This window comes from Clostridioides sp. LIBA-6622, assembly GCF_056716095.1.
In genome coordinates, this window is the sequence record NZ_CP196998.1 from 142,758 (window position 1) to 167,946 (window position 25,189).

Genomic DNA, 25,189 nt, shown 5'->3' on the forward strand with positions numbered 1-25,189 from the left:
AAACGCTACTGTTCAAAATATCTAGATAGTATTTGCAATGACTTGCGTAAGTTTGACTATTATGTACAAATTTGGTAATCTTAATATAGAAATTATTAAGATAATCCCTTTAACTTAGTTGAAGGGGATTTTTTTAGACTTAATATACTACATATAGTGGTATGTAGATTAATAAAATACAATATATAGTAATAGGAGGTTTTTTTAATTGGTTGAATTCGTAAAAAAAAGAGATGGAAGAGTAATCCCATTTAATGAAGATAGAATAACAAGAGCTATATTTTTAGCAGCTACAAATGTTGCAGAGAGGGAAGGAATAGTACCTGATTATAAATTATCTGAGCAATTAACTCAGGAAGTAATAAGATTTTTAAATCATAAATATTCAGAATCAGTTCCAAGTGTTGAAGATATTCAAGATTCAGTAGTTAAGATTCTTATAGAAACTGGTCATGCAAAAACTAGTGAAGAATACATAATATACAGAACTGAAAGAAGTAGAATAAGAAATTCAAAAACAAGATTGATGAAAGCAATAGAGGAAATTACTTTTGAGGATGCAGAAGATGCTGATATAAAAAGAGAAAATGCAAACATTAATGGTAATACAGCCATGGGAACTATGCTACAATATGGAAGCACTGTATCTAAAGAATTTTGTAAGACTCATATATTAAAGCCAGAACATTCTTTTGCTCATGAGAATGGAGATATACATATACATGATATGGACTTTTTAAATATGGGTACATTAACTTGTTGCCAGATAGATGTTAAAAAACTATTTAATGGTGGCTTTTCAACAGGACATGGCTTCTTAAGAGAACCACAAGATATAATAAGTTATGGTGCATTAGCTGCAATTGCTATACAAAGTAATCAAAATGACCAACATGGAGGTCAAAGTATTCCATTTTTCGATTATGGATTGGCTGAAGGTGTATATAAGACTTTTAAGAAATTCTACATAGGAAACTTAACTAAAGCATTGAAATTATTTAAAGGAATTGAAAATAATGATGCAATAAAGGACATAGTATATAGTACAGAGAAAGAAACAAATCAAAAGGTTGGTCTTAAAAAAGAGGCATTATATCTAAACCTAGAAAAAGAGAAATTAATAGAAACTTTTGATATTGATGAAGAACTTGTAAATAACATGCAGAATTTTGCATTTGAAGAATCATATAGAGAAACTGATAAAAAAACATACCAATCTATGGAAGCATTTATACATAATTTAAATACAATGCATTCTAGAGCAGGTGCACAGGTACCATTTTCAAGTGTAAACTTTGGAACAGATATTTCTGAAGAAGGAAGAATGGTAACTAAGAATCTTTTATTATCTCAAGAAAGAGGACTAGGCAATGGAGAGACACCAATTTTTCCAATTTTAATATTTAAAGTTAAAGAAGGAGTAAATTTAAATCCTGAAGATCCTAATTATGATTTATTTAAATTATCATGCAGAGTATCAGCTAAAAGACTATTCCCTAATTTTAGTTTCTTAGATGCGCCTTTTAATGCTAAATATTACAGAGAAGGTGAACCAGATACAGAGGCCACATATATGGGTTGTAGAACAAGAGTGCTTAGTAATGTATGTGGTTCAGAAACAGTTAGTGGTAGAGGTAATATATCTTTTACTACAGTTAATCTCCCAAGATTAGGTATAAAGCATGGTATTGTAAATGGTGAGAAAGCGGATTTAGACAGTTTTTTTGAAGAATTAGATGAGAAGATCGACTTAATTATAGAACAATTATTAGAACGTCTTGAGGTTCAAGGAAATAAAAAAATGAAGAATTTCCCATTCTTGATGGGTCAAGGTGTATGGAAAGGTTCTGATGACTTAGGACCAGAAGATACATTAAAAGAAGTAATAAAACAAGGAACATTGACAATTGGATTCATAGGTTTAGCAGAGTGTCTTATTGCTCTTATAGGTAAACATCATGGAGAAAGCAAAGAAGCTCAAGAGTTAGGATTAAGAATAGTGTCACACATGAGAGATAAAATGGATGAAGCTACAGATAAATACGAATTAAATTTCTCTTTAATGGGTACACCAGCAGAAGGTCTTTCGGGTAGATTTACTAAAATAGATAAAAAAGTATATGGAGAAATTAAAGGTATAACAGACAAAGAATACTACACTAATTCATTCCATGTGCCAGTTTATTATAATATAAGTGCATATGACAAAATTGAGATAGAAGCTCCATATCATGAATTGACTAATGCAGGTCATATAACATATGTAGAATTAGATGGAGATCCATCAGATAACTTAGAAGCTTTTGAAACAGTTATAAAAGCTATGAAAAACTTAGGTATAGGATATGGAAGCATAAATCATCCTGTAGATAGAGACCCAATTTGTGGTTTTTCAGGTGTAATAGCAAGTAATATATGTCCTGTATGTGGAAGAAATGAAGATGAAAGTGATATCAAATTTGAAAGAATAAGAAGAATAACAGGGTACTTAGTCGGTACAGTTGACAGATTTAATAATGCAAAAAAAGCTGAAGTAAGAGATAGAGTAAAGCATAGATAGTTTTATTTGGAGGAATAAGTTATGAAAATAAGAATGTCATCTACTATAAGCCATGACAGTATAGTTGATGGACCAGGATTAAGGATGGTAATATGGACTCAAGGGTGTATTCATAATTGTAAAGAATGCCATAATCCTCAGACACATGATTTATGTGGAGGATTTTATATGGATACAGAAGAAATTATAAATAAGATAAAATCATTAAAGTTACAAAAAGGTATTACATTATCAGGAGGAGAACCATTTTTACAGCCAGAACCATTAGAAGAAATAGCAAAAGAAGCTAAAAGAAATGGACTGGATGTGTGGTCATATACTGGATTCACATTTGAACAGTTATTAGATAAGAAGAATAGTAGATATTTTAAAAATTTAAATTTACTAAAACAAATTGATGTCTTAGTGGATGGGAAATTTATAGCTGAGAAAAAAGATATAAGTTTGAAGTTTAGAGGTTCATCAAATCAAAGAATAATTGATGTTCAAAAAAGTTTAAAGTACAAAAAAGTATTTTTAGTTGAACAATATATGAAAGATGATTTATCTATAGCAGAATAAAACAAAAATGGACTGAGGTTAATATAATAATATATTAACCTCGGTCTATTTTTATGTAAGTTCTTAAATCTGTGCTATATAAAATACAATGATTGAATAAAAATACTTATCATGCATTTTTATTCAACTTTTTTATAAGCTTATATGATTTTAATTGATAGTTTATAAAGGATATACCAAATATTAATTCATAGATTCTTTGCTAAGAAACTAAAATGTTAAATTTCCCATGTAAAAATCTTTAAATTAGTATAATAAAAGATTTTAAATAAGTGATTAAATGTTGATAAGTAACTCAAATGGTAATTTAGCCAGTATCATCAAAGCTGGCATTAAGTATATTAAAAAATAGAAAAGCTTTAAAATGAGTATTTTTAATTGGATTTCCTGATTTGTATTTTGCTTATAAACAAATTCTATAATGTAAATCAATTAAATAACTAAGTATAATTGCATATAAGATATATCTTTGTATAAAAAATATTAAAATTTGTAATTTGTGGATAAATATGTTTATAATGTGGATAATATTTAATGTAATAAGTTAAAACAATATGAATCAGTTGTTTATAATGTGGATAATATAACCATATATAAATAAATAGGTCACTTGAAAATAAAAAATGTGAAAAAAGTTATTGACTCTAAAAGTAAAAGTTGGTATAGTAATACTTGTCCTCAAGAAAAGGGCAAACAAATAAAGCATAAAGAACTTTGAAAATTAAACAGTAGGTTAATTTATAAACAAGAAACAAACCATAAAGCCAGATATTTTGATAACAATAGTATCTGAGCCTGATAAACTTTTATTTGAGAGTTTGATCCTGGCTCAGGATGAACGCTGGCGGCGTGCCTAACACATGCAAGTTGAGCGATTTACTTCGGTAAAGAGCGGCGGACGGGTGAGTAACGCGTGGGTAACCTACCCTGTACACACGGATAACATACCGAAAGGTATGCTAATACGGGATAACATATTTGAGAGGCATCTCTTAAATATCAAAGGTGAGCCAGTACAGGATGGACCCGCGTCTGATTAGCTAGTTGGTAAGGTAACGGCTTACCAAGGCGACGATCAGTAGCCGACCTGAGAGGGTGATCGGCCACATTGGAACTGAGACACGGTCCAAACTCCTACGGGAGGCAGCAGTGGGGAATATTGCACAATGGGCGAAAGCCTGATGCAGCAACGCCGCGTGAGTGATGAAGGCCTTCGGGTCGTAAAACTCTGTCCTCAAGGAAGATAATGACGGTACTTGAGGAGGAAGCCCCGGCTAACTACGTGCCAGCAGCCGCGGTAATACGTAGGGGGCTAGCGTTATCCGGATTTACTGGGCGTAAAGGGTGCGTAGGCGGTCTTTCAAGTCAGGAGTGAAAGGCTACGGCTCAACCGTAGTAAGCTCTTGAAACTGGGAGACTTGAGTGCAGGAGAGGAGAGTGGAATTCCTAGTGTAGCGGTGAAATGCGTAGATATTAGGAGGAACACCAGTTGCGAAGGCGGCTCTCTGGACTGTAACTGACGCTGAGGCACGAAAGCGTGGGGAGCAAACAGGATTAGATACCCTGGTAGTCCACGCTGTAAACGATGAGTACTAGGTGTCGGGGGTTACCCCCCTCGGTGCCGCAGCTAACGCATTAAGTACTCCGCCTGGGAAGTACGCTCGCAAGAGTGAAACTCAAAGGAATTGACGGGGACCCGCACAAGTAGCGGAGCATGTGGTTTAATTCGAAGCAACGCGAAGAACCTTACCTAAGCTTGACATCCCAATGACATCTCCTTAATCGGAGAGTTCCCTTCGGGGACATTGGTGACAGGTGGTGCATGGTTGTCGTCAGCTCGTGTCGTGAGATGTTGGGTTAAGTCCCGCAACGAGCGCAACCCTTGTCTTTAGTTGCCATCATTAAGTTGGGCACTCTAGAGAGACTGCCAGGGATAACCTGGAGGAAGGTGGGGATGACGTCAAATCATCATGCCCCTTATGCTTAGGGCTACACACGTGCTACAATGGGTAGTACAGAGGGTTGCCAAGCCGTAAGGTGGAGCTAATCCCTTAAAGCTACTCTCAGTTCGGATTGTAGGCTGAAACTCGCCTACATGAAGCTGGAGTTACTAGTAATCGCAGATCAGAATGCTGCGGTGAATGCGTTCCCGGGTCTTGTACACACCGCCCGTCACACCACGGGAGTTGGAGACGCCCGAAGCCGATTATCTAACCTTTTGGAAGAAGTCGTCGAAGGTGGAATCAATAACTGGGGTGAAGTCGTAACAAGGTAGCCGTATCGGAAGGTGCGGCTGGATCACCTCCTTTCTAAGGAGAATTGCCTACTGTTTAATTTTGAGGGTTCGTTTTTACGAATACTCAAAATTAGCACTTGAATCAACTAGATAAACTAAACCAATGTGAAGTTTGTTTGTTGAAGATGTGCGTTAGCACCTTAAAAACTGCATATATATTTAGTGATATGACATCTAATTTGTAATATATAAAGTTGATAACTTTTTAAAATTATCAAGTTGATAGACTTTAATCTATCAAACCTTTTTAACTGGTCAAGTTATTAAGGGTGCAGGGCGGATGCCTTGGCACTAGGAGCCGATGAAGGACGCGATAAGCTGCGATAAGCTTCGGGGAGTTGCACGTAAACTTTGATCCGAAGATTTCCGAATGAGGAAACTCACTTAGAGTAATGTCTAAGTATCATTAAGTGAATTCATAGCTTAATGAGGGGAACTCAGGGAACTGAAACATCTAAGTACCTGAAGGAAGAGAAAGAAATTCGATTCCGTAAGTAGCGGCGAGCGAACGCGGAAGAGCCCAAACCAATAAAGTTTTCTTTATTGGGGTTGCGGACATATCATAACGAAGAGGTATCGTAATTGAAGAGGTTTGGAAAGACCCACCACAGAAGGTAATAGTCCTGTATGTTAAACGAGAAGACTTTAGATATGATCCAGAGTACCACGGGACACGTGAAACCCTGTGGGAAGCAGGAGGGACCACCCTCCAAGGCTAAATACTACCTAGTGACCGATAGCGTATAGTACCGTGAGGGAAAGGTGAAAAGAACCCCGGGAGGGGAGTGAAATAGAACCTGAAACCCTGCACTTACAAGCTGTGGAAGCACATTTCTTGTGTGACCGCGTACTTTTTGTAGAACGGGCCAACGAGTTACGTTAAGTAGCAAGGTTAAGCACTTAAGGTGTGGAGCCGTAGCGAAAGCGAGTTTTAACTGAGCGTTCAGTTACTTGACGTAGACCCGAAACCGGGCGACCTACCCATGAGCAGGATGAAGCGAAAGTAAAATTTCGTGGAGGTCCGAACCCACGAGCGTTGAAAAGCTCGGGGATGACTTGTGGGTAGCGGTGAAATTCCAATCGAGCCCGGAGATAGCTGGTTCTCCCCGAAATAGCTTTAGGGCTAGCCTCAAGGTGAGAGATACGGAGGTAGAGCACTGAATGTCCTAGGGGGTATTGCACCTACCGAAGACTATCAAACTCCGAATGCCGTCATCTTATACTTGGGAGTCAGACTGTGGGTGATAAGATTCATAGTCGAAAGGGCAACAGCCCAGATCGTCAGCTAAGGTCCCTAAATGTAAGTTAAGTGGTAAAGGATGTGGGATTGCACAGACAACCAGGATGTTGGCTTAGAAGCAGCCACTCATTCAAAGAGTGCGTAATAGCTCACTGGTCGAGTGATCCTGCGCCGAAGATTTCCGGGGCTAAAACTTACTACCGAAGCTACGACATCATTATGATGGGTAGGGGAGCTTCCCATACGGGTTGAAGCATGACCGTAAGGACATGTGGACAGTATGGGAGTGAGAATGTTGGCATGAGTAGCGAGATGTGGGTGAGAATCCCACAGGCCGTAAACCCAAGGTTTCCAGGGGAAGGTTCGTCCGCCCTGGGTTAGTCGGGACCTAAGCTGAGGCCGAAAGGCGTAGGTGATGGACAACAGGTTGATATTCCTGTACTACCGATAACCGTTTGAGAGATGGGATGACACAGTAGGATAAGCTAAGCACACTGTTGGTTATGTGTGCCCAAGCATTGAGGCAGTCAGAGTAGGTAAATCCGCTTTGATAATGCTGGGATGTGATGGGGAGCGAAATTTAGTAGCGAAGTAGCTGATTTCACACTGTCAAGAAAAGTCTCTATCGAGGTTAAAGGTACCCGTACCGCAAACCGACACAGGTGGGTGAGGAGAGTATCCTAAGGCCCGCGAGAGAACTGTTGTTAAGGAACTCGGCAAAATGACCCCGTAACTTAGGGATAAGGGGTGCCACCATCTGGTGGCCGCAGAGAATAGGCCCAAGCGACTGTTTACCAAAAACATAGGTTTCTGCTAAGTCGCAAGACGATGTATAGGAGCTGACGCCTGCCCGGTGCTGGAAGGTTAAGGGGATCTGTTAGAGTAATCGAAGCAGTGAACTTAAGCCCCAGTAAACGGCGGCCGTAACTATAACGGTCCTAAGGTAGCGAAATTCCTTGTCGGGTAAGTTCCGACCCGCACGAAAGGCGTAACGATTTGGGCACTGTCTCAACAACAGACTCGGTGAAATTGTAATTCCGGTGAAGATGCCGGATACCTGCGACAGGACGGAAAGACCCCATGGAGCTTTACTGTAGCTTGACATTGGGTCTTGGTACTACATGTACAGGATAGGTGGGAGGCTTTGAAACCAGGACGCCAGTTTTGGCGGAGCCATCCTTGGGATACCACCCTTGTAGTACTGGGACTCTAACCATAGGCCATGAATCTGGTCTTGGGACACTGTCAGGTGGGCAGTTTGACTGGGGCGGTCGCCTCCCAAAAGGTAACGGAGGCGCTCAAAGGTTCTCTCAGTACGGTCGGAAATCGTACGTAGAGTGTAAAGGCAAAAGAGAGCTTGATTGCAAGACATACAGGTCGAGCAAGGATGAAAATCGGACTTAGTGATCCGGTGGTTCTGCGTGGAAGGGCCATCGCTCAACGGATAAAAGCTACCCTGGGGATAACAGGCTTATCTCCCCCAAGAGTCCACATCGACGGGGAGGTTTGGCACCTCGATGTCGGCTCATCACATCCTGGGGCTGTAGTAGGTCCCAAGGGTTGGGCTGTTCGCCCATTAAAGTGGTACGCGAGCTGGGTTCAGAACGTCGTGAGACAGTTCGGTCCCTATCCGTCGCAGGCGTAGGAAATTTGAGAAGACCTGTCCTTAGTACGAGAGGACCGGGATGGACGTACCTCTGGTGTACCAGTTGTTCTGCCAAGGGCATGGCTGGGTAGCTATGTACGGAATGGATAAGCGCTGAAAGCATCTAAGCGCGAAGCCGACTTCAAGATAAGATTTCCCACCGCAAGGGTAAGACCCCAGAAAGACTATCTGGTTGATAGGTCGAAGGTGTAAGTGCAGCAATGTATTTAGCTTATCGATACTAATAGGTCGAGGACTTGACCAAATTATTTGATGTTCATTCAGTAAGATATATGTGTAGTTTTTAGAGTGCTAACTCTATATATTTAAAGTTGTCAAAAATTATAGATTTTTAATAGTTTTATAAGCTAAAAAATCGAATAAAAAAAGTGTTGACACAATAAGACAAAAATGTTATTATAATACTTGTCTTAGAAAAAAATTAAATGAAAATTTAGACAATAATCTGGTTATAATAGCAGAGAGGATACACCTGTTCCCATTCCGAACACAGAAGTTAAGCTCTCTAGCGCTGATGGTACTTGGTGGGAAACTGCCTGGGAGAGTAGGACATAGCCAGGTGATGTGCCGAAGTGGCGGAACTGGCAGACGCACAGGACTTAAAATCCTGCGGGACTTACCTCTCGTACCGGTTCGATTCCGGTCTTCGGCACCACAAATTATTGTGGGCCATTAGCTCAGTTGGTTAGAGCGCCCGGCTCATAACCGGTAGGTCTGGGGTTCGAGTCCCTGATGGCCCACCACAATAATTTAAAGAACTTTGAAAATTAAACAGTAGGTTAATTTATAAAACAAGAAACAAACCATAAAGCCAGATATTTTGATAACAATAGTATCTGAGCCTGATAAACTTTTATTTGAGAGTTTGATCCTGGCTCAGGATGAACGCTGGCGGCGTGCCTAACACATGCAAGTTGAGCGATTTACTTCGGTAAAGAGCGGCGGACGGGTGAGTAACGCGTGGGTAACCTACCCTGTACACACGGATAACATACCGAAAGGTATGCTAATACGGGATAACATATTTGAGAGGCATCTCTTAAATATCAAAGGTGAGCCAGTACAGGATGGACCCGCGTCTGATTAGCTAGTTGGTAAGGTAACGGCTTACCAAGGCGACGATCAGTAGCCGACCTGAGAGGGTGATCGGCCACATTGGAACTGAGACACGGTCCAAACTCCTACGGGAGGCAGCAGTGGGGAATATTGCACAATGGGCGAAAGCCTGATGCAGCAACGCCGCGTGAGTGATGAAGGCCTTCGGGTCGTAAAACTCTGTCCTCAAGGAAGATAATGACGGTACTTGAGGAGGAAGCCCCGGCTAACTACGTGCCAGCAGCCGCGGTAATACGTAGGGGGCTAGCGTTATCCGGATTTACTGGGCGTAAAGGGTGCGTAGGCGGTCTTTCAAGTCAGGAGTGAAAGGCTACGGCTCAACCGTAGTAAGCTCTTGAAACTGGGAGACTTGAGTGCAGGAGAGGAGAGTGGAATTCCTAGTGTAGCGGTGAAATGCGTAGATATTAGGAGGAACACCAGTTGCGAAGGCGGCTCTCTGGACTGTAACTGACGCTGAGGCACGAAAGCGTGGGGAGCAAACAGGATTAGATACCCTGGTAGTCCACGCTGTAAACGATGAGTACTAGGTGTCGGGGGTTACCCCCCTCGGTGCCGCAGCTAACGCATTAAGTACTCCGCCTGGGAAGTACGCTCGCAAGAGTGAAACTCAAAGGAATTGACGGGGACCCGCACAAGTAGCGGAGCATGTGGTTTAATTCGAAGCAACGCGAAGAACCTTACCTAAGCTTGACATCCCAATGACATCTCCTTAATCGGAGAGTTCCCTTCGGGGACATTGGTGACAGGTGGTGCATGGTTGTCGTCAGCTCGTGTCGTGAGATGTTGGGTTAAGTCCCGCAACGAGCGCAACCCTTGTCTTTAGTTGCCATCATTAAGTTGGGCACTCTAGAGAGACTGCCAGGGATAACCTGGAGGAAGGTGGGGATGACGTCAAATCATCATGCCCCTTATGCTTAGGGCTACACACGTGCTACAATGGGTAGTACAGAGGGTTGCCAAGCCGTAAGGTGGAGCTAATCCCTTAAAGCTACTCTCAGTTCGGATTGTAGGCTGAAACTCGCCTACATGAAGCTGGAGTTACTAGTAATCGCAGATCAGAATGCTGCGGTGAATGCGTTCCCGGGTCTTGTACACACCGCCCGTCACACCACGGGAGTTGGAGACGCCCGAAGCCGATTATCTAACCTTTTGGAAGAAGTCGTCGAAGGTGGAATCAATAACTGGGGTGAAGTCGTAACAAGGTAGCCGTATCGGAAGGTGCGGCTGGATCACCTCCTTTCTAAGGAGAATTGCCTACTGTTTAATTTTGAAAGTTCTTTATGAACTTCATATTTGGGGGTGTAGCTCAGTTGGGAGAGCACTTGCCTTGCAAGCAAGGGGTCAGGAGTTCGACTCTCCTCATCTCCACCATTTAAGAGCATATTACTTAAATCTTTGATTTATCTAGTAGACTCTTACATTGCACTTTAAGCTTATTTTTATCCAAGCTTTGTGCGTTAGCACCTTAAAAACTGCATATATATTTAGTGATATGACATCTAATTTGTAATATATAAAGCTGATAACTTTTTAAAATTATCAAGTTGATAGACTTTAATCTATCAAACCTTTTTAACTGGTCAAGTTATTAAGGGTGCAGGGCGGATGCCTTGGCACTAGGAGCCGATGAAGGACGCGATAAGCTGCGATAAGCTTCGGGGAGTTGCACGTAAACTTTGATCCGAAGATTTCCGAATGAGGAAACTCACTTAGAGTAATGTCTAAGTATCATTAAGTGAATTCATAGCTTAATGAGGGGAACTCAGGGAACTGAAACATCTAAGTACCTGAAGGAAGAGAAAGAAATTCGATTCCGTAAGTAGCGGCGAGCGAACGCGGAAGAGCCCAAACCAATAAAGTTTTCTTTATTGGGGTTGCGGACATATCATAACGAAGAGGTATCGTAATTGAAGAGGTTTGGAAAGACCCACCACAGAAGGTAATAGTCCTGTATGTTAAACGAGAAGACTTTAGATATGATCCAGAGTACCACGGGACACGTGAAACCCTGTGGGAAGCAGGAGGGACCACCCTCCAAGGCTAAATACTACCTAGTGACCGATAGCGTATAGTACCGTGAGGGAAAGGTGAAAAGAACCCCGGGAGGGGAGTGAAATAGAACCTGAAACCCTGCACTTACAAGCTGTGGAAGCACATTTCTTGTGTGACCGCGTACTTTTTGTAGAACGGGCCAACGAGTTACGTTAAGTAGCAAGGTTAAGCACTTAAGGTGTGGAGCCGTAGCGAAAGCGAGTTTTAACTGAGCGTTCAGTTACTTGACGTAGACCCGAAACCGGGCGACCTACCCATGAGCAGGATGAAGCGAAAGTAAAATTTCGTGGAGGTCCGAACCCACGAGCGTTGAAAAGCTCGGGGATGACTTGTGGGTAGCGGTGAAATTCCAATCGAGCCCGGAGATAGCTGGTTCTCCCCGAAATAGCTTTAGGGCTAGCCTCAAGGTGAGAGATACGGAGGTAGAGCACTGAATGTCCTAGGGGGTATTGCACCTACCGAAGACTATCAAACTCCGAATGCCGTCATCTTATACTTGGGAGTCAGACTGTGGGTGATAAGATTCATAGTCGAAAGGGCAACAGCCCAGATCGTCAGCTAAGGTCCCTAAATGTAAGTTAAGTGGTAAAGGATGTGGGATTGCACAGACAACCAGGATGTTGGCTTAGAAGCAGCCACTCATTCAAAGAGTGCGTAATAGCTCACTGGTCGAGTGATCCTGCGCCGAAGATTTCCGGGGCTAAAACTTACTACCGAAGCTACGGCATCATTATGATGGGTAGGGGAGCTTCCCATACGGGTTGAAGCATGACCGTAAGGACATGTGGACAGTATGGGAGTGAGAATGTTGGCATGAGTAGCGAGATGTGGGTGAGAATCCCACAGGCCGTAAACCCAAGGTTTCCAGGGGAAGGTTCGTCCGCCCTGGGTTAGTCGGGACCTAAGCTGAGGCCGAAAGGCGTAGGTGATGGACAACAGGTTGATATTCCTGTACTACCGATAACCGTTTGAGAGATGGGATGACACAGTAGGATAAGCTAAGCACACTGTTGGTTATGTGTGCCCAAGCATTGAGGCAGTCAGAGTAGGTAAATCCGCTTTGATAATGCTGGGATGTGATGGGGAGCGAAATTTAGTAGCGAAGTAGCTGATTTCACACTGTCAAGAAAAGTCTCTATCGAGGTTAAAGGTACCCGTACCGCAAACCGACACAGGTGGGTGAGGAGAGTATCCTAAGGCCCGCGAGAGAACTGTTGTTAAGGAACTCGGCAAAATGACCCCGTAACTTAGGGATAAGGGGTGCCACCATCCGGTGGCCGCAGAGAATAGGCCCAAGCGACTGTTTACCAAAAACATAGGTTTCTGCTAAGTCGCAAGACGATGTATAGGAGCTGACGCCTGCCCGGTGCTGGAAGGTTAAGGGGATCTGTTAGAGCAATCGAAGCAGTGAACTTAAGCCCCAGTAAACGGCGGCCGTAACTATAACGGTCCTAAGGTAGCGAAATTCCTTGTCGGGTAAGTTCCGACCCGCACGAAAGGCGTAACGATTTGGGCACTGTCTCAACAACAGACTCGGTGAAATTGTAATTCCGGTGAAGATGCCGGATACCTGCGACAGGACGGAAAGACCCCATGGAGCTTTACTGTAGCTTGACATTGGGTCTTGGTACTACATGTACAGGATAGGTGGGAGGCTTTGAAACCAGGACGCCAGTTTTGGCGGAGCCATCCTTGGGATACCACCCTTGTAGTACTGGGACTCTAACCATAGGCCATGAATCTGGTCTTGGGACACTGTCAGGTGGGCAGTTTGACTGGGGCGGTCGCCTCCCAAAAGGTAACGGAGGCGCTCAAAGGTTCTCTCAGTACGGTCGGAAATCGTACGTAGAGTGTAAAGGCAAAAGAGAGCTTGATTGCAAGACATACAGGTCGAGCAAGGATGAAAATCGGACTTAGTGATCCGGTGGTTCTGCGTGGAAGGGCCATCGCTCAACGGATAAAAGCTACCCTGGGGATAACAGGCTTATCTCCCCCAAGAGTCCACATCGACGGGGAGGTTTGGCACCTCGATGTCGGCTCATCACATCCTGGGGCTGTAGTAGGTCCCAAGGGTTGGGCTGTTCGCCCATTAAAGTGGTACGCGAGCTGGGTTCAGAACGTCGTGAGACAGTTCGGTCCCTATCCGTCGCAGGCGTAGGAAATTTGAGAAGACCTGTCCTTAGTACGAGAGGACCGGGATGGACGTACCTCTGGTGTACCAGTTGTTCTGCCAAGGGCATGGCTGGGTAGCTATGTACGGAATGGATAAGCGCTGAAAGCATCTAAGCGCGAAGCCGACTTCAAGATAAGATTTCCCACCGCAAGGGTAAGACCCCAGAAAGACTATCTGGTTGATAGGTCGAAGGTGTAAGTGCAGCAATGTATTTAGCTTATCGATACTAATAGGTCGAGGACTTGACCAAATTATTTGATGTTCATTCAGTAAGATATATGTGTAGTTTTTAGAGTGTTAACTCTAAAGAAACTAGTATTACTAGGTTCTAAAAACTTGATAGAAATATTAAGCATAAAGATTATGTGGTTACAATAGCAGAGAGGATACACCTGTTCCCATTCCGAACACAGAAGTTAAGCTCTCTAGCGCTGATGGTACTTGGTGGGAAACTGCCTGGGAGAGTAGGACGTAGCCACGTTAATGTTCCAAGGTAGCTCAACGGTGGAGCAACCGGCTGTTAACCGGTAGGCTGTGGGTTCGAGCCCCACCCTTGGAGCCAAAAAAGCCGAAGTGGCGGAACTGGCAGACGCACAGGACTTAAAATCCTGCGGGACTTACCTCTCGTACCGGTTCGATTCCGGTCTTCGGCACTTATAAAACAATATCGCGGAGTGGAGCAGTTGGCAGCTCGTCGGGCTCATAACCCGAAGGTCGTAGGTTCGAGTCCTGCCTCCGCAACCATTAAAATGGCTCGTTGGTCAAGAGGTTAAGACACCGCCCTTTCACGGCGGTAACAGGGGTTCAATTCCCCTACGAGTCACCAATTAAATATGCGGGTGTAGCTCAATGGTAGAGTTCTGGCCTTCCAAGCCAGCTGTGAGGGTTCGATCCCCTTCACCCGCTCCAAAAATGGGACCATAGCTCAGCTGGGAGAGCACCTGCCTTACAAGCAGGGGGTCACAGGTTCGAGCCCTGTTGGTCCCACCATTTGCGGCCTGGTAGTTCAGTTGGTTAGAATGCCAGCCTGTCACGCTGGAGGTCGAGGGTTCGAACCCCTTCCAGGTCGCCAAAATAAATAAGCGGGAATAGTTCAGTGGTAGAGCGCAACCTTGCCAAGGTTGAAGTCGCGAGTTCGAATCTCGTTTCCCGCTCCATAATAACTTGGGTGCATAGCTCAGCTGGATAGAGCAACGCCCTTCTAAGGCGTGTGTCCGGGGTTCGAATCCCTGTGCGCTCATTAAGAAAAGTTTACTATATTTTATAGTAAACTTTTATATTGTTTAAAAAGACACAGGATACATGTATATTACCTGTGTCTTTTTCTTTATAAACTTTAAACTATGTAAGAGTTACAGTATATTCATTAATATTGTAAACATATGAATGGTAATGTATAATAGTCTACAAGACATTTATAAAAGTTCTAGTTAGAAGGAATTACTAACTATTAGATAAGAACTATATACATTATATTGTATACTTTATAGTATTAATCTTTTAGAGTGTTTTATTAATTTATAAACTAATTAATTTTACTTATATAATGAATTATTAAAAATTAGGTATTATAGAAAATTGACAATGTAATGTAACACTTATAAGTTATACTAAACTAAATGAATTATAATAGTATAAGTAATAGATGTATAAATTTTAGAATATGTGTGCTATTTTACCTATAGAAAATAATTTCTAATGGTATTTATAGTAGTATATTAAAATAAATTTATTTAAGCTGATTATAAAGAAAGTTATTATTTTAAAGCAGGAATTATATTAATAAGTTAATATTTATGATAGATGATGTTTCAATTTTATAATTGATGAGTAGATTATAAAATTTATTTTAGTAAATATATATTAATTAATGATATATTAAATAGGTTTTATAACATAAAACTGCATTAAGGCGCGAGTACTACTTTGTATTCGCGCCTTGATGGTTTGAATTATTTGAACTAAAATTAACTTTAATAAAAATATGTATTTATTGAATCGATATTTTTGATGTCTTTAGAGATTATTTAACAATCTCGAACCATAAAATTAGAATTATTTACACAAAAGTTAAATAGTTTGTATAGAGTTAGATTTATATAGTATAATACATAGTGTAAATAATTAAGAAGTTATCAAACAGGAGGATAAAACTGTGTTAGATATAAATTCTTTTTTAAATGGATTTTTTAATATAATATTAAGAATGAGTATATATGATTTAATTGACATATCTATAGTAGCGTATATTTTTTACAAAATATTTATGTTTATAAAAGATACAAGGGCAGAACAAGTATTTAAAGGGATAATATTTCTTTTATTAGCAACTCAACTTAGTAACACTTTTAAATTGCATACCGTTTATTGGATATCTCTTAAAGCTCTAGATTATGGAGTTATAGCGGCTCTTATAATTTTTCAACCAGAATTTAGAGCAGGACTCGAGCATATAGGAAGAGCAAAATTTAATTTATTTGGAAAGAATGTAAATACTTCGGAAGAGACTCTTAATAGAAATATAGAAGAAATTGTAGAGGCTTTGTATTCACTTTCTAGACAAAAAATAGGTGCTCTTATCATAATGGAGAGAGAAACCAGAATAAGTGATATAATAAATACAGGAACTATTATTGATGCTGAGATTTCTAGACAGCTATTAATAAATATATTTATACCAAATACACCACTACATGATGGAGCTGTTGTAATTAGAGATTCTAAGGTAAAGGCAGCTGCATGTTTTTTACCCCTGACAGAAAGTAAGGATTTAAGCAAAGATTTAGGTACTAGACATAGGGCGGGAATAGGTGTAAGTGAAGTATCTGACTGTATTACACTGATTGTATCTGAAGAAACTGGAGGCGTATCAATTGCTAAATCAGGTAAGTTATATAGAGATATTTCGAGAGAAAGAATGATGAATATATTACGTAGTAATTTAAAAACAAACACGGAAACAAGAAGTTTTTTCAAAGGTGGTATATTTAAATGATAAATAGACTGAAAAATAATACCAAAATAAAAATAATATCATTTTTAAGTGCAATTGCATTATGGATGTATGTTATGGCCGTAGTTGACCCTGAAGAAACTAAAGGGTTTGAAGATATACCTGTATCTATAAGTAATATGAGTGATTTAAAAGATAAAAATCTTGTTATATATCCAGACGAAAAATTAACAGCAGATGTATATATAAAAGGTAGTTTATCAAAGGTACAAAGTGTAAAAAAAGAGGATATACATGTATATGGAACTATTGAAGATCCAATACAAGGGCAGAAAGAAGTATATTTAAAAGCAAATATTCCTCAAGGGGTCACTATAGAATTTAAACATGATGTTTTAGTAGTGAATCTTGAAAAAAATATAAAAGAAAAAAGAGATATAAAGGTAGAAGTAAGTGGAAATTCAAAAAGAAATATAAATAAAATTGAACTAAGTAAGGAATTTGTCGACGTTTCGGGTCCAAGGAGTTTGGTTAATGAAGTCAAAAGTGTAAGAGCTAATTTAGATGTTGGAAATCAAACAGAGGATTTTTCTAAAAAATTAGAATTAATTCCTTTAAATAGTAGTGGGACAAAGGTTGAAGGTGTGACATTAAGTTCATCTTCAGTAACTGCACAGATAGAATTATTAAAAGAAAAAATAGTTCCAATAAGGGTAAATTTAAAGAATGATAAAGATAATGATGCATTGAAAAATTATAAGTTAAGTGCAGAACAAGTTACAATAAAAGGAAAAAAAGAAAATATAGACAAAATAAATTATATTAAGACAAAACCTGTTGATTTAGCTGATTTAGCTAATGGAGAAGAAAAAGAAGTGAGCTTAGAGGTTCCAGAAGGTATAACTCTTGAAGATAGCTCTATAACAATAAAATTAAATGAAACAAAACAGTTAAGTGCAGAGTTTCTGTATGATGTAGGGGATATTGAATTGAGAAATATTCCAGCAAATATGGATAATCCAAGTATAATTTCAGATGTAAATATAAAAGTTGTTGTGGAATCAACAGAAGATTTAAGTAAGTTAAATAAAAAAGATATTTCGTTGTTTGTTGATTTATCACAAGGACCTGAAGAAGATAGTAAATATAAAATAAAATATGAAACAACAAATCAATTTAAAAAAATAAATATAGAACCTAATATTGTTGAAGTGGAATGAACAAATATTTCGAATATTTAGTTGTTACAAGATGCGACAAAAAAACCTATAAAATTAAGTTTGTTAATTTTATGTTTTTGTTGCATCTTGTTTATTTTAGTTATATTATAAAATAAGGACAATGAGATATTTGTTAAATCTAAAAAGTACTAGATATATGAAAAAAGACTGATAAATAGATTTAAATAAATATTTTTGAATTAAATATTTCAATTATCACTAGGAAAACGTTGCTGAACGAGTTATAATTTAATTGAGATATAAAAAGTTCTATTTCAAAAAATTCAAGATGAGGTGGAAATGCATGAAAAGCTTTGAAGAAGTAATTAAGTTTGCAAAAGAAAGAGGACCTAAAACTATATCAGTAGCATGTTGTCAAGATAAGGAAGTTTTAATGGCAGTTGAGATGGCTAGAAAAGAAAAAATAGCAGATGCTATTTTAGTAGGTGATATAGAAAAGACTAAAGAAATTGCAAAAAGCATAGACATGGATATCGAAAATTATGAACTGATAGATATAAAAGATTTAGCAGAAGCATCTCTAAAATCTGTTGAATTAGTTTCACAAGGAAAAGCCGACATGGTAATGAAAGGCTTAGTAGACACATCAATAATACTAAAAGCAGTTTTAAACAAAGAAGTAGGTCTTAGAACTGGAAATGTATTAAGTCACGTAGCAGTATTTGATGTAGAAGGGTATGACAGATTATTTTTCATAACTGACGCAGCTATGAACTTAGCACCTGATACAAATACTAAAAAGCAAATCATAGAAAATGCTTGCACAGTAGCACATTCATTAGATATAAACGAACCAAAAGTTGCTGCAATATGCGCAAAAGAAAAAGTAAATCCAAAAATGAAAGATACAGTTGAAGCTAAAGAACTAGAAGAAATGTATGAAAGAGGAGAAATCAAAGGTTGTATGGTTGGTGGACCTTTTGCAATTGATAATGCAGTATCTTTAGAAGCAGCTAAACATAAAGGTATAAATCATCCTGTAGCAGGAAGAGCTGATATATTATTAGCTCCAGATATTGAAGGTGGTAACATATTATATAAAGCTTTGGTATTCTTCTCAAAATCAAAAAATGCAGGGGTTATAGTTGGAGCTAAAGCACCAATAATACTAACTTCTAGAGCAGACAGCGAAGAAACTAAACTTAACTCAATAGCTTTAGGTGTTTTAATGGCAGCAAAGGCTTAAATTTAAGGGGGAAATAGGCAAATGAGCAAAATATTTAAAATCTTAACAATAAATCCTGGGTCGACATCAACTAAAATAGCTGTATTTGATAATGAGGATTTAGTATTTGAAAAAACTTTGAGACATTCTTCTGAAGAAATAGGAAAATATGAGAAAGTGTCAGATCAATTTGAATTCCGTAAACAAGTAATTGAAGAAGCTCTAAAGGAAGGTGGAGTAAAAACATCTGAATTAGATGCTGTAGTAGGTAGAGGCGGACTTCTTAAACCTATAAAAGGTGGTACTTATTCAGTAAGTGCTGGTATGATTGAAGATTTAAAAGTAGGAGTTTTAGGAGAACATGCTTCAAACTTAGGTGGAATAATAGCAAAGCAAATAGGTGATGAAGTAAATGTTCCTTCATACATAGTAGACCCTGTTGTTGTGGATGAATTAGAAGATATTGCTAGAATTTCTGGTATGCCTGAAATAAGTAGAGCAAGTGTAGTACATGCTTTAAATCAAAAGGCAATAGCAAGAAGATATGCTAGAGAAATAGGTAAGAAATATGAAGATATAAATCTTATAGTTGCTCACATGGGTGGAGGAGTTTCTGTTGGAGCTCATAAAAATGGTAAGATAGTAGATGTTGCAAACGCATTAGATGGAGAAGGACCTTTCTCTCCAGAAAGAAGTGGTGGATTACCAGTAGGTGCATTAGTAAAAATGTGCTTTAGTGGAAAATATACTCAAGACGAAATTAAAAAGAAAATAAAAGGTAATGGCGGATTAGTTGCATACTTAAATACTAATGATGCTAGAGAAGTTGAAGAAAGAATTGAAGCTGGTGATGAAAAGGCTAAATTATTATATGAAGCTATGGCATATCAAATTTCTAAAGAAATAGGAGCTAGTGCAGCAGTTCTTAAGGGAGATGTAAAAGCAATACTATTAACTGGCGGAATCGCATATTCAAAAATGTTTACAGAAATGATTACAGATAGAGTTAAATTTATAGCAGATGTAAAAGTTTATCCAGGTGAAGATGAAATGATTGCATTAGCTCAAGGTGGACTTAGAGTTTTAACTGGTGAAGAAGAGGCTCAAGTTTATGATAACTAATGATAAAAGAATAAGAATCATAACTGGTCACTATGGAAGTGGTAAAAGTGAATTTGCGATGAACTATGTTGTTAAATTAAGAGATATGGTTTCTGGCAAAGTTGCTATAGCTGATTTAGATGTGGTAAATGTATACTTTAGAACTAGAGAAAAGAAAGAACTAATGAAATCTTTAGGTATACAACCAATTGATAGCTCAATCAATGCTCCAACATTAGATTTACCAGCAGTATCAGCAGAAGTGATGTCTCCTATGGTAGACCATTCATACAATTCTGTTATAGATTTAGGTGGAGATAATGTAGGTGCTAGAGTTATAGGAAGATTTAGTCATTTGTTAAAAGAAGGCGATTATGATATGCTTTTTGTAATAAATGCAAATAGGGAGAAAACTCAAACTTCTGAAGAAGTTATCCAATATATAAAGGAAATAGAAAAATCTTCTAAATTAAAAGTAACAGGTCTAATTAATAATACTCATCTTATTAGATTTACTACTATTGATGATGTTTTAAGAGGTCAAAAAGTTGCAAAAGAAGTTTCTGAAAAATGTAATATACCTATAAGATATGTTTCATGTTTAGAAAATCTTGTTGAACAGTTACCAAAAGATTTAGAAGGAGAAGTTTTTCCTATAAAATTATATATGAGAGAAGACTGGATGTAGTTTGAGCTCAAATATATAGAAAGTTTAAGGAGGCTTAGGTAAATGGCTAAAGGAAAAGTATCTTTTAATCAAGAACGTTGTAAAGGTTGTGGATTATGTGTTGAAGCATGTCCAGTAAAAATCATACAATTAGACTCAAATGTAATAAACAAAAAAGGGTATAACCCAGCAAGTGTTTTTGAAATGGAAAAATGCATAGGATGTGCAAGTTGTGCAACTATGTGTCCAGATGTAGTTATAACAGTAGAAAGAGATTAATTTAAATTAATATTTAAGGGGGAATTTTAATGGCTAAGATACTTATGAAAGGTAACGAAGCATTTGGAAAAGCAGCTATAGAAGCTGGTTGCAAATATTTCTTCGGTTACCCAATAACTCCACAAAGTGAATTACCAGAATATTTATCAAGAGAGTTACCAAAAATAGGTGGAGCGTTCGTTCAAGCTGAATCAGAAGTTTCTGCAATAAACATGGTTTATGGTGGAGCAGGTGCAGGAGCAAGAGTTATGACTTCTTCATCTTCACCAGGAGTTGCTTTAAAACAAGAAGGTATAACATATGCAGTAGGTGCAGAAGTTCCTTGTGTTGTACTTAATGTAATGAGAGGTGGTCCAGGACTTGGAAGTATACAACCTTCACAAGCTGACTACTTTATGTCTACAAGAGGTGGAGGAAATGGAGACTACAGAACTCCAGTATTCGCACCAGCTACAGTTCAAGAAGCTGTTGATATGATAATGGAAGCTTTTGACGTTGCAGATTACTACAGATCACCAGTTATGGTAGTTGCAGATGGTATGATAGGTCAAATGATGGAACCAGTTGAATTTAAAGCTCCTGAAAAGAAAAGAGAATTGCCTCCTAAAGATTGGGCAACTGTTGGAACTAAAGGGAAAAGAGTGCCTAATGTAATAAACTCTCTATACTTAGAGCCAGAAGTACTAGAAGACCATTGCTGGCATTTAGAAGCTAAATTTAAAGAGATGGAAAAAAATGAAGTACAATACGAAATGTACAAGACAGAAGATGCTGAATTTGTATTTGCAGCTTATGGAACTACTTCAAGAGTAGTAAAAAGCGCAATTGATATATTAAGAGAAGAAGGAATAAAAGCAGGTCTTATAAGACCTAAAGTATTATGGCCATTCCCATTTGAAGCATTTGACCAAATTCCTAATGCTAGAAACATATTAACTGTTGAAATGAGTATGGGACAAATGGTGGAAGATGTTAAAATGGCAGTAGAAGGTAAATTACCAGTTTACTTCCATGGAAGACCAGGAGGAATGACTCCAACACCAGCAGAAATAGTTGAAAAAGCTAAAAAAATTATTGCCGGAGAATTGGTTGCAGGAGGTGCTAGATAATGGCTGTTGTATTTAAGAAAACTGAAGGATTACAAGATACTCAAACTCACTACTGTCCAGGATGTACACATGGTATAATTCATAGATTAGTTGGTGAAGTATTAGAAGAATTAGGAGTGTTAGGTGATGCTGTAGGTGTTGTTCCAGTTGGATGTTCAGTTTTAGGATATAAATATTTTAACTGTGACACTCAAGAGGCTGCTCATGGTAGAGCACCAGCAGCTGCTACAGGAATAAAAAGAGTTCATCCTGAAAATACAGTATTCACTTATCAAGGTGATGGAGACTTAGCTTCAATCGGTACTGCTGAAATAGTTCATGCAGCTGCTAGAGGAGAGAAAATAACTACTATATTTGTAAACAATACAACATATGGTATGACTGGTGGGCAAATGGCTCCAACTACACTAGTTGGACAAAGAGCTACTACTGCTCAATCAGGAAGAAATGCTGAAACTCAAGGTTATCCAATAAGAGTAAGCGAAATGTTAGCTACATTAACAGGAGCTGTATTTGTAGAAAGGGTAGCAGTTGATACTCCAGCTCATGTTAGACAAGCTAAAAAAGCTATAAAGAAAGCATTCCAAGTTCAACAAGCAGGATTAGGATTTGGAATAGTAGAAGTATTATCTACTTGTCCTACAAACTGGGGACTAGCTCCAAATGATGCTTTACAATGGTTAAGAGACAATATGATACCATACTATCCATTAGGAAATTTCAAAAATGTTGAAGTTGAGGAGGTGAAGTAAATGTCTACAGCTAGAGTAATATGTGCAGGCTTCGGAGGCCAAGGTGTTATGTCTATGGGACAATTACTTACTTATGCAGGAATGCTAGAAGGAAAAGAAGTTTCTTGGTTACCATCTTATGGACCAGAAATGCGTGGAGGTACAGCAAACTGTGCAGTAACTGTATCTAGTGAACCAGTTGGTTCTCCACTTATAACAGATGATGCAACTGCGGCTATATTATTAAACATACCAGCGTTTGAAAAATTCAAAAACGATGTTATACCTGGTGGAAAAATAATAGTAAATAGCTCTTTAATAAAAGAAAAAGTTGAAAGAACAGATGTAGATGTTTATTATATACCAGCAAATGAATTGGCAGTTGAGTTAGGAAATGACAAAGTTGCTAATATGATAATGTTAGGAGCTTACTTAAAAGTAGCTGATACTGTAGATATAGAATCTGTATTAGAAGCATTTAAAAAAGTTTTCGGACCTAGAAAAGAAAAATTCGTTCCGTTAAACAGAGAAGCTCTACAAAAAGGTATGGATGCTGCATGTTCTAAAGCAACTAACTAATAAAGAAAAAAGATGTCAAAAAAAAGACAATAGAATTATTTCTATTGTCTTTTTTGCTGATAAGTATTAAAATGTTTTTATGGCTGAAATTAAGAATATAATGATATTTTATGGACTATAAAAATATAATACAAATTGCAAGCTTTTCAATTATGAAAGGAGAATATTTAGTGAGAAAGTATTTTGGAACTGATGGAGTTAGAGGAGTAGCAAATACAGAATTAACATGTGACTTAGCATATAAACTTGGTAGAGCTGGTGGTTTTGTCTTAGCTCAAGGAGACCACAGAGTAAAAGTAGTGGTAGGTAAAGATACTAGAATATCAGGGGATATGTTAGAAGCATCTTTAATAGCAGGGCTTATGTCTGTTGGATGTGATGTTATTACTGTTGGAATAATACCAACACCTGCAGTGGCATATTTAACTAGAAAATATGGTGCTGATTGTGGCGTGGTTATATCTGCATCTCATAATCCTGTTGAATATAATGGAATCAAATTCTTTAATAAGAATGGATATAAATTGGATGATGAAATTGAATTAAAAATAGAAGAATATATAGATGATATAGACAAAATTGATTGTCTACCAATTGGTGAAAATGTAGGAAGAAAATTACATGAACACTGTGCACAAAGAGACTATGTAGACTATTTGAAATCAATAATAAGCACAGATTTTAAAGGATTAAAAGTAGTATTAGATTGCGCAAATGGCGCATCATATAAAGTAGCACCAATAGTGTTTGATGAATTAGGAGCAAGTATAATTTCAATAAATAGTTCACCAGATGGAAATAATATAAATTATAAATGTGGTTCTACACATCCTGAACAACTTCAAAACTCTGTTTTAGAGCATAATGCTGACTTAGGTCTTGCATATGATGGAGATGCAGATAGATTAATTGCAGTAAATGAGAAGGGTCAAATTGTTGATGGAGACCATATAATGATATTGAGTGCTTTAAATCTAAAGAAAAATAATAAATTAGCACAAGACACTTTAGTAGTTACAGTTATGAGTAACATAGGATTGACAATAGCTGCTAAAGAAAATGGAATAAATTTATCTACTACAGCAGTTGGAGATAGATATGTTTTAGAAGATATGGTTAAAAATGGATACAATCTTGGTGGAGAACAATCTGGACATATGATATTCTTAGATTACAATACAACTGGAGATGGAGTACTTAGTTCTTTAATACTTGCAAATATAATCTTGCAAGAAAAGAAACCTTTATCAGAACTTGCATCAATAATGAGTCAATATCCACAAGTATTAGTAAATGCAACAATAAGAAATGAAAATAAAACTAAATATATGGAATATCCAGAAATAAAAACTGAGATAGAAAGAATAGAATCTATTTTAGATGGAAATGGTAGAGTTTTGATAAGACCATCAGGAACTGAGCCATTAGTTAGAGTTATGTTAGAGGGTAAAGAGGAAGGTCAAATAAAAGAATTAGCAACAAATTTAGCTAATCTTATACAAGAAAAATTATCGTAATTTATAAGGGTATTCTCAGATATAAATACTGAGGGCACCTTTCTAAGCGCCAGAACTTAGTTATAGACATAATTATTAAGTAATATAGGAACTAAGTTGACGAGGTCAGAGTTAATCGAATTGTCGGCGGATGCTCTGCGGTGTGTTTACCATCGAAAGACTTCTTTAAATAATAGGAGTAAT

General features: G+C 38.2%; 12 protein-coding genes, 12 tRNA genes and 6 rRNA genes. All 30 read left to right on the top strand.

Features of this window, described 5'->3' with window-relative positions:
• Positions 1-208 precede the first annotated feature (208 nt).
• The 30 genes from ACTG47_RS01005 (at position 209) to glmM (ending at position 25,006) form a co-directional block, all read left to right on the top strand.
• Positions 209-2,560, top strand: coding sequence for an anaerobic ribonucleoside triphosphate reductase (locus ACTG47_RS01005; RefSeq protein WP_479925792.1), 2,352 nt, complete (start codon positions 209-211; stop codon positions 2,558-2,560).
• 21 nt (positions 2,561-2,581) lie between these two features.
• Positions 2,582-3,121 (top strand): anaerobic ribonucleoside-triphosphate reductase activating protein, encoded by a 540-nt coding sequence (nrdG, locus tag ACTG47_RS01010; RefSeq protein ID WP_479925793.1) that lies wholly within the window; start codon positions 2,582-2,584, stop codon positions 3,119-3,121.
• Between the two features lie 806 nt (positions 3,122-3,927).
• Positions 3,928-5,430, top strand: a 16S ribosomal RNA gene (locus ACTG47_RS01015).
• Positions 5,431-5,670: 240 nt separating this feature from the next.
• Positions 5,671-8,567, top strand: a 23S ribosomal RNA gene (locus ACTG47_RS01020).
• 200 nt (positions 8,568-8,767) lie between these two features.
• Positions 8,768-8,884: ribosomal RNA gene (gene rrf / locus ACTG47_RS01025) — 5S ribosomal RNA — on the top strand.
• 5 nt (positions 8,885-8,889) lie between these two features.
• Positions 8,890-8,978 (top strand) — tRNA-Leu (locus ACTG47_RS01030).
• Between the two features lie 11 nt (positions 8,979-8,989).
• A tRNA-Ile gene (locus ACTG47_RS01035) sits at positions 8,990-9,066 on the top strand.
• 110 nt (positions 9,067-9,176) lie between these two features.
• A 16S ribosomal RNA gene (locus ACTG47_RS01040) occupies positions 9,177-10,679 on the top strand.
• A gap of 55 nt (positions 10,680-10,734) precedes the next feature.
• Positions 10,735-10,810: transfer RNA gene (locus tag ACTG47_RS01045), tRNA-Ala, on the top strand.
• 207 nt (positions 10,811-11,017) lie between these two features.
• Positions 11,018-13,914: ribosomal RNA gene (locus ACTG47_RS01050) — 23S ribosomal RNA — on the top strand.
• 114 nt (positions 13,915-14,028) lie between these two features.
• A 5S ribosomal RNA gene (gene rrf / locus ACTG47_RS01055) occupies positions 14,029-14,145 on the top strand.
• Together the 16S, 23S and 5S rRNA genes with 12 tRNA genes alongside form the textbook arrangement of a ribosomal RNA operon.
• Before the next feature lie 6 nt (positions 14,146-14,151).
• Positions 14,152-14,226, top strand: a tRNA-Asn gene (locus tag ACTG47_RS01060).
• A 5-nt stretch (positions 14,227-14,231) separates the two neighbouring features.
• Positions 14,232-14,317, top strand: a tRNA-Leu gene (locus ACTG47_RS01065).
• A gap of 15 nt (positions 14,318-14,332) precedes the next feature.
• A tRNA-Met gene (locus tag ACTG47_RS01070) sits at positions 14,333-14,408 on the top strand.
• Positions 14,409-14,415: 7 nt separating this feature from the next.
• A tRNA-Glu gene (locus ACTG47_RS01075) sits at positions 14,416-14,490 on the top strand.
• Between the two features lie 9 nt (positions 14,491-14,499).
• Positions 14,500-14,573 (top strand) — tRNA-Gly (locus ACTG47_RS01080).
• Between the two features lie 5 nt (positions 14,574-14,578).
• Positions 14,579-14,654, top strand: a tRNA-Val gene (locus ACTG47_RS01085).
• 5 nt (positions 14,655-14,659) lie between these two features.
• Positions 14,660-14,736 (top strand) — tRNA-Asp (locus ACTG47_RS01090).
• A gap of 10 nt (positions 14,737-14,746) precedes the next feature.
• Positions 14,747-14,821, top strand: a tRNA-Gly gene (locus ACTG47_RS01095).
• 9 nt (positions 14,822-14,830) lie between these two features.
• Positions 14,831-14,904, top strand: a tRNA-Arg gene (locus ACTG47_RS01100).
• A 915-nt stretch (positions 14,905-15,819) separates the two neighbouring features.
• Positions 15,820-16,659, top strand: a complete 840-nt coding sequence (cdaA, locus tag ACTG47_RS01105; RefSeq protein WP_021382536.1) for a diadenylate cyclase CdaA — start codon at positions 15,820-15,822, stop codon at positions 16,657-16,659.
• Positions 16,656-17,837, top strand: coding sequence for a CdaR family protein (locus ACTG47_RS01110; protein WP_479925794.1), 1,182 nt, complete (start codon positions 16,656-16,658; stop codon positions 17,835-17,837). The genes cdaA and ACTG47_RS01110 overlap by 4 nt, the downstream gene beginning before the upstream one ends.
• A gap of 304 nt (positions 17,838-18,141) precedes the next feature.
• A complete protein-coding gene (gene ptb, locus ACTG47_RS01115) occupies positions 18,142-19,044 on the top strand; it encodes a phosphate butyryltransferase (protein WP_021382540.1) in 903 nt (300 codons plus the stop codon).
• 21 nt (positions 19,045-19,065) lie between these two features.
• Positions 19,066-20,145: a butyrate kinase gene (gene buk / locus ACTG47_RS01120; RefSeq protein ID WP_479925795.1), complete on the top strand. Its 1,080-nt coding sequence runs from the start codon at positions 19,066-19,068 to the stop codon at positions 20,143-20,145.
• Positions 20,135-20,812, top strand: a complete 678-nt coding sequence (locus ACTG47_RS01125) for an ATP-binding protein (RefSeq protein WP_479925796.1) — start codon at positions 20,135-20,137, stop codon at positions 20,810-20,812. Before buk ends, ACTG47_RS01125 begins: the two co-directional genes overlap by 11 nt.
• A gap of 42 nt (positions 20,813-20,854) precedes the next feature.
• On the top strand, positions 20,855-21,070 hold the full coding sequence (locus ACTG47_RS01130; protein ID WP_169469758.1) for a 4Fe-4S binding protein: 216 nt from the start codon (positions 20,855-20,857) through the stop codon (positions 21,068-21,070).
• A gap of 29 nt (positions 21,071-21,099) precedes the next feature.
• Entirely contained in the window at positions 21,100-22,179 is a 1,080-nt protein-coding gene (locus tag ACTG47_RS01135; RefSeq protein ID WP_169469757.1) for a 3-methyl-2-oxobutanoate dehydrogenase subunit VorB, read from the top strand.
• A complete protein-coding gene (locus ACTG47_RS01140) occupies positions 22,179-22,931 on the top strand; it encodes a thiamine pyrophosphate-dependent enzyme (RefSeq protein ID WP_003420710.1) in 753 nt (250 codons plus the stop codon). The genes ACTG47_RS01135 and ACTG47_RS01140 overlap by 1 nt, the downstream gene beginning before the upstream one ends.
• A complete protein-coding gene (locus ACTG47_RS01145) occupies positions 22,932-23,489 on the top strand; it encodes a 2-oxoacid:acceptor oxidoreductase family protein (protein ID WP_169469756.1) in 558 nt (185 codons plus the stop codon). It abuts the gene before it with no gap.
• 170 nt (positions 23,490-23,659) lie between these two features.
• Positions 23,660-25,006, top strand: coding sequence for a phosphoglucosamine mutase (gene glmM / locus ACTG47_RS01150; RefSeq protein ID WP_479925797.1), 1,347 nt, complete (start codon positions 23,660-23,662; stop codon positions 25,004-25,006).
• Positions 25,007-25,189: the final 183 nt, after the last annotated feature.

What these genes read in the sequence shown, in the direction of transcription:
- ACTG47_RS01135 (WP_169469757.1), top strand. Translation starts at nt 21,100, where the DNA reads ATGGCTAAGATACTTATGAAAGGTAACGAAGCATTTGGAAAAGCAGCT.
- ACTG47_RS01130 (WP_169469758.1), top strand. Translation starts at nt 20,855, where the DNA reads ATGGCTAAAGGAAAAGTATCTTTTAATCAAGAACGTTGTAAAGGTTGT.
- nrdG (WP_479925793.1), top strand. Translation starts at nt 2,582, where the DNA reads ATGAAAATAAGAATGTCATCTACTATAAGCCATGACAGTATAGTTGAT.
- ACTG47_RS01145 (WP_169469756.1), top strand. Translation starts at nt 22,932, where the DNA reads ATGTCTACAGCTAGAGTAATATGTGCAGGCTTCGGAGGCCAAGGTGTT.
- ACTG47_RS01110 (WP_479925794.1), top strand. Translation starts at nt 16,656, where the DNA reads ATGATAAATAGACTGAAAAATAATACCAAAATAAAAATAATATCATTT.
- buk (WP_479925795.1), top strand. Translation starts at nt 19,066, where the DNA reads ATGAGCAAAATATTTAAAATCTTAACAATAAATCCTGGGTCGACATCA.
- ACTG47_RS01125 (WP_479925796.1), top strand. Translation starts at nt 20,135, where the DNA reads ATGATAACTAATGATAAAAGAATAAGAATCATAACTGGTCACTATGGA.
- ACTG47_RS01140 (WP_003420710.1), top strand. Translation starts at nt 22,179, where the DNA reads ATGGCTGTTGTATTTAAGAAAACTGAAGGATTACAAGATACTCAAACT.
- ptb (WP_021382540.1), top strand. Translation starts at nt 18,142, where the DNA reads ATGAAAAGCTTTGAAGAAGTAATTAAGTTTGCAAAAGAAAGAGGACCT.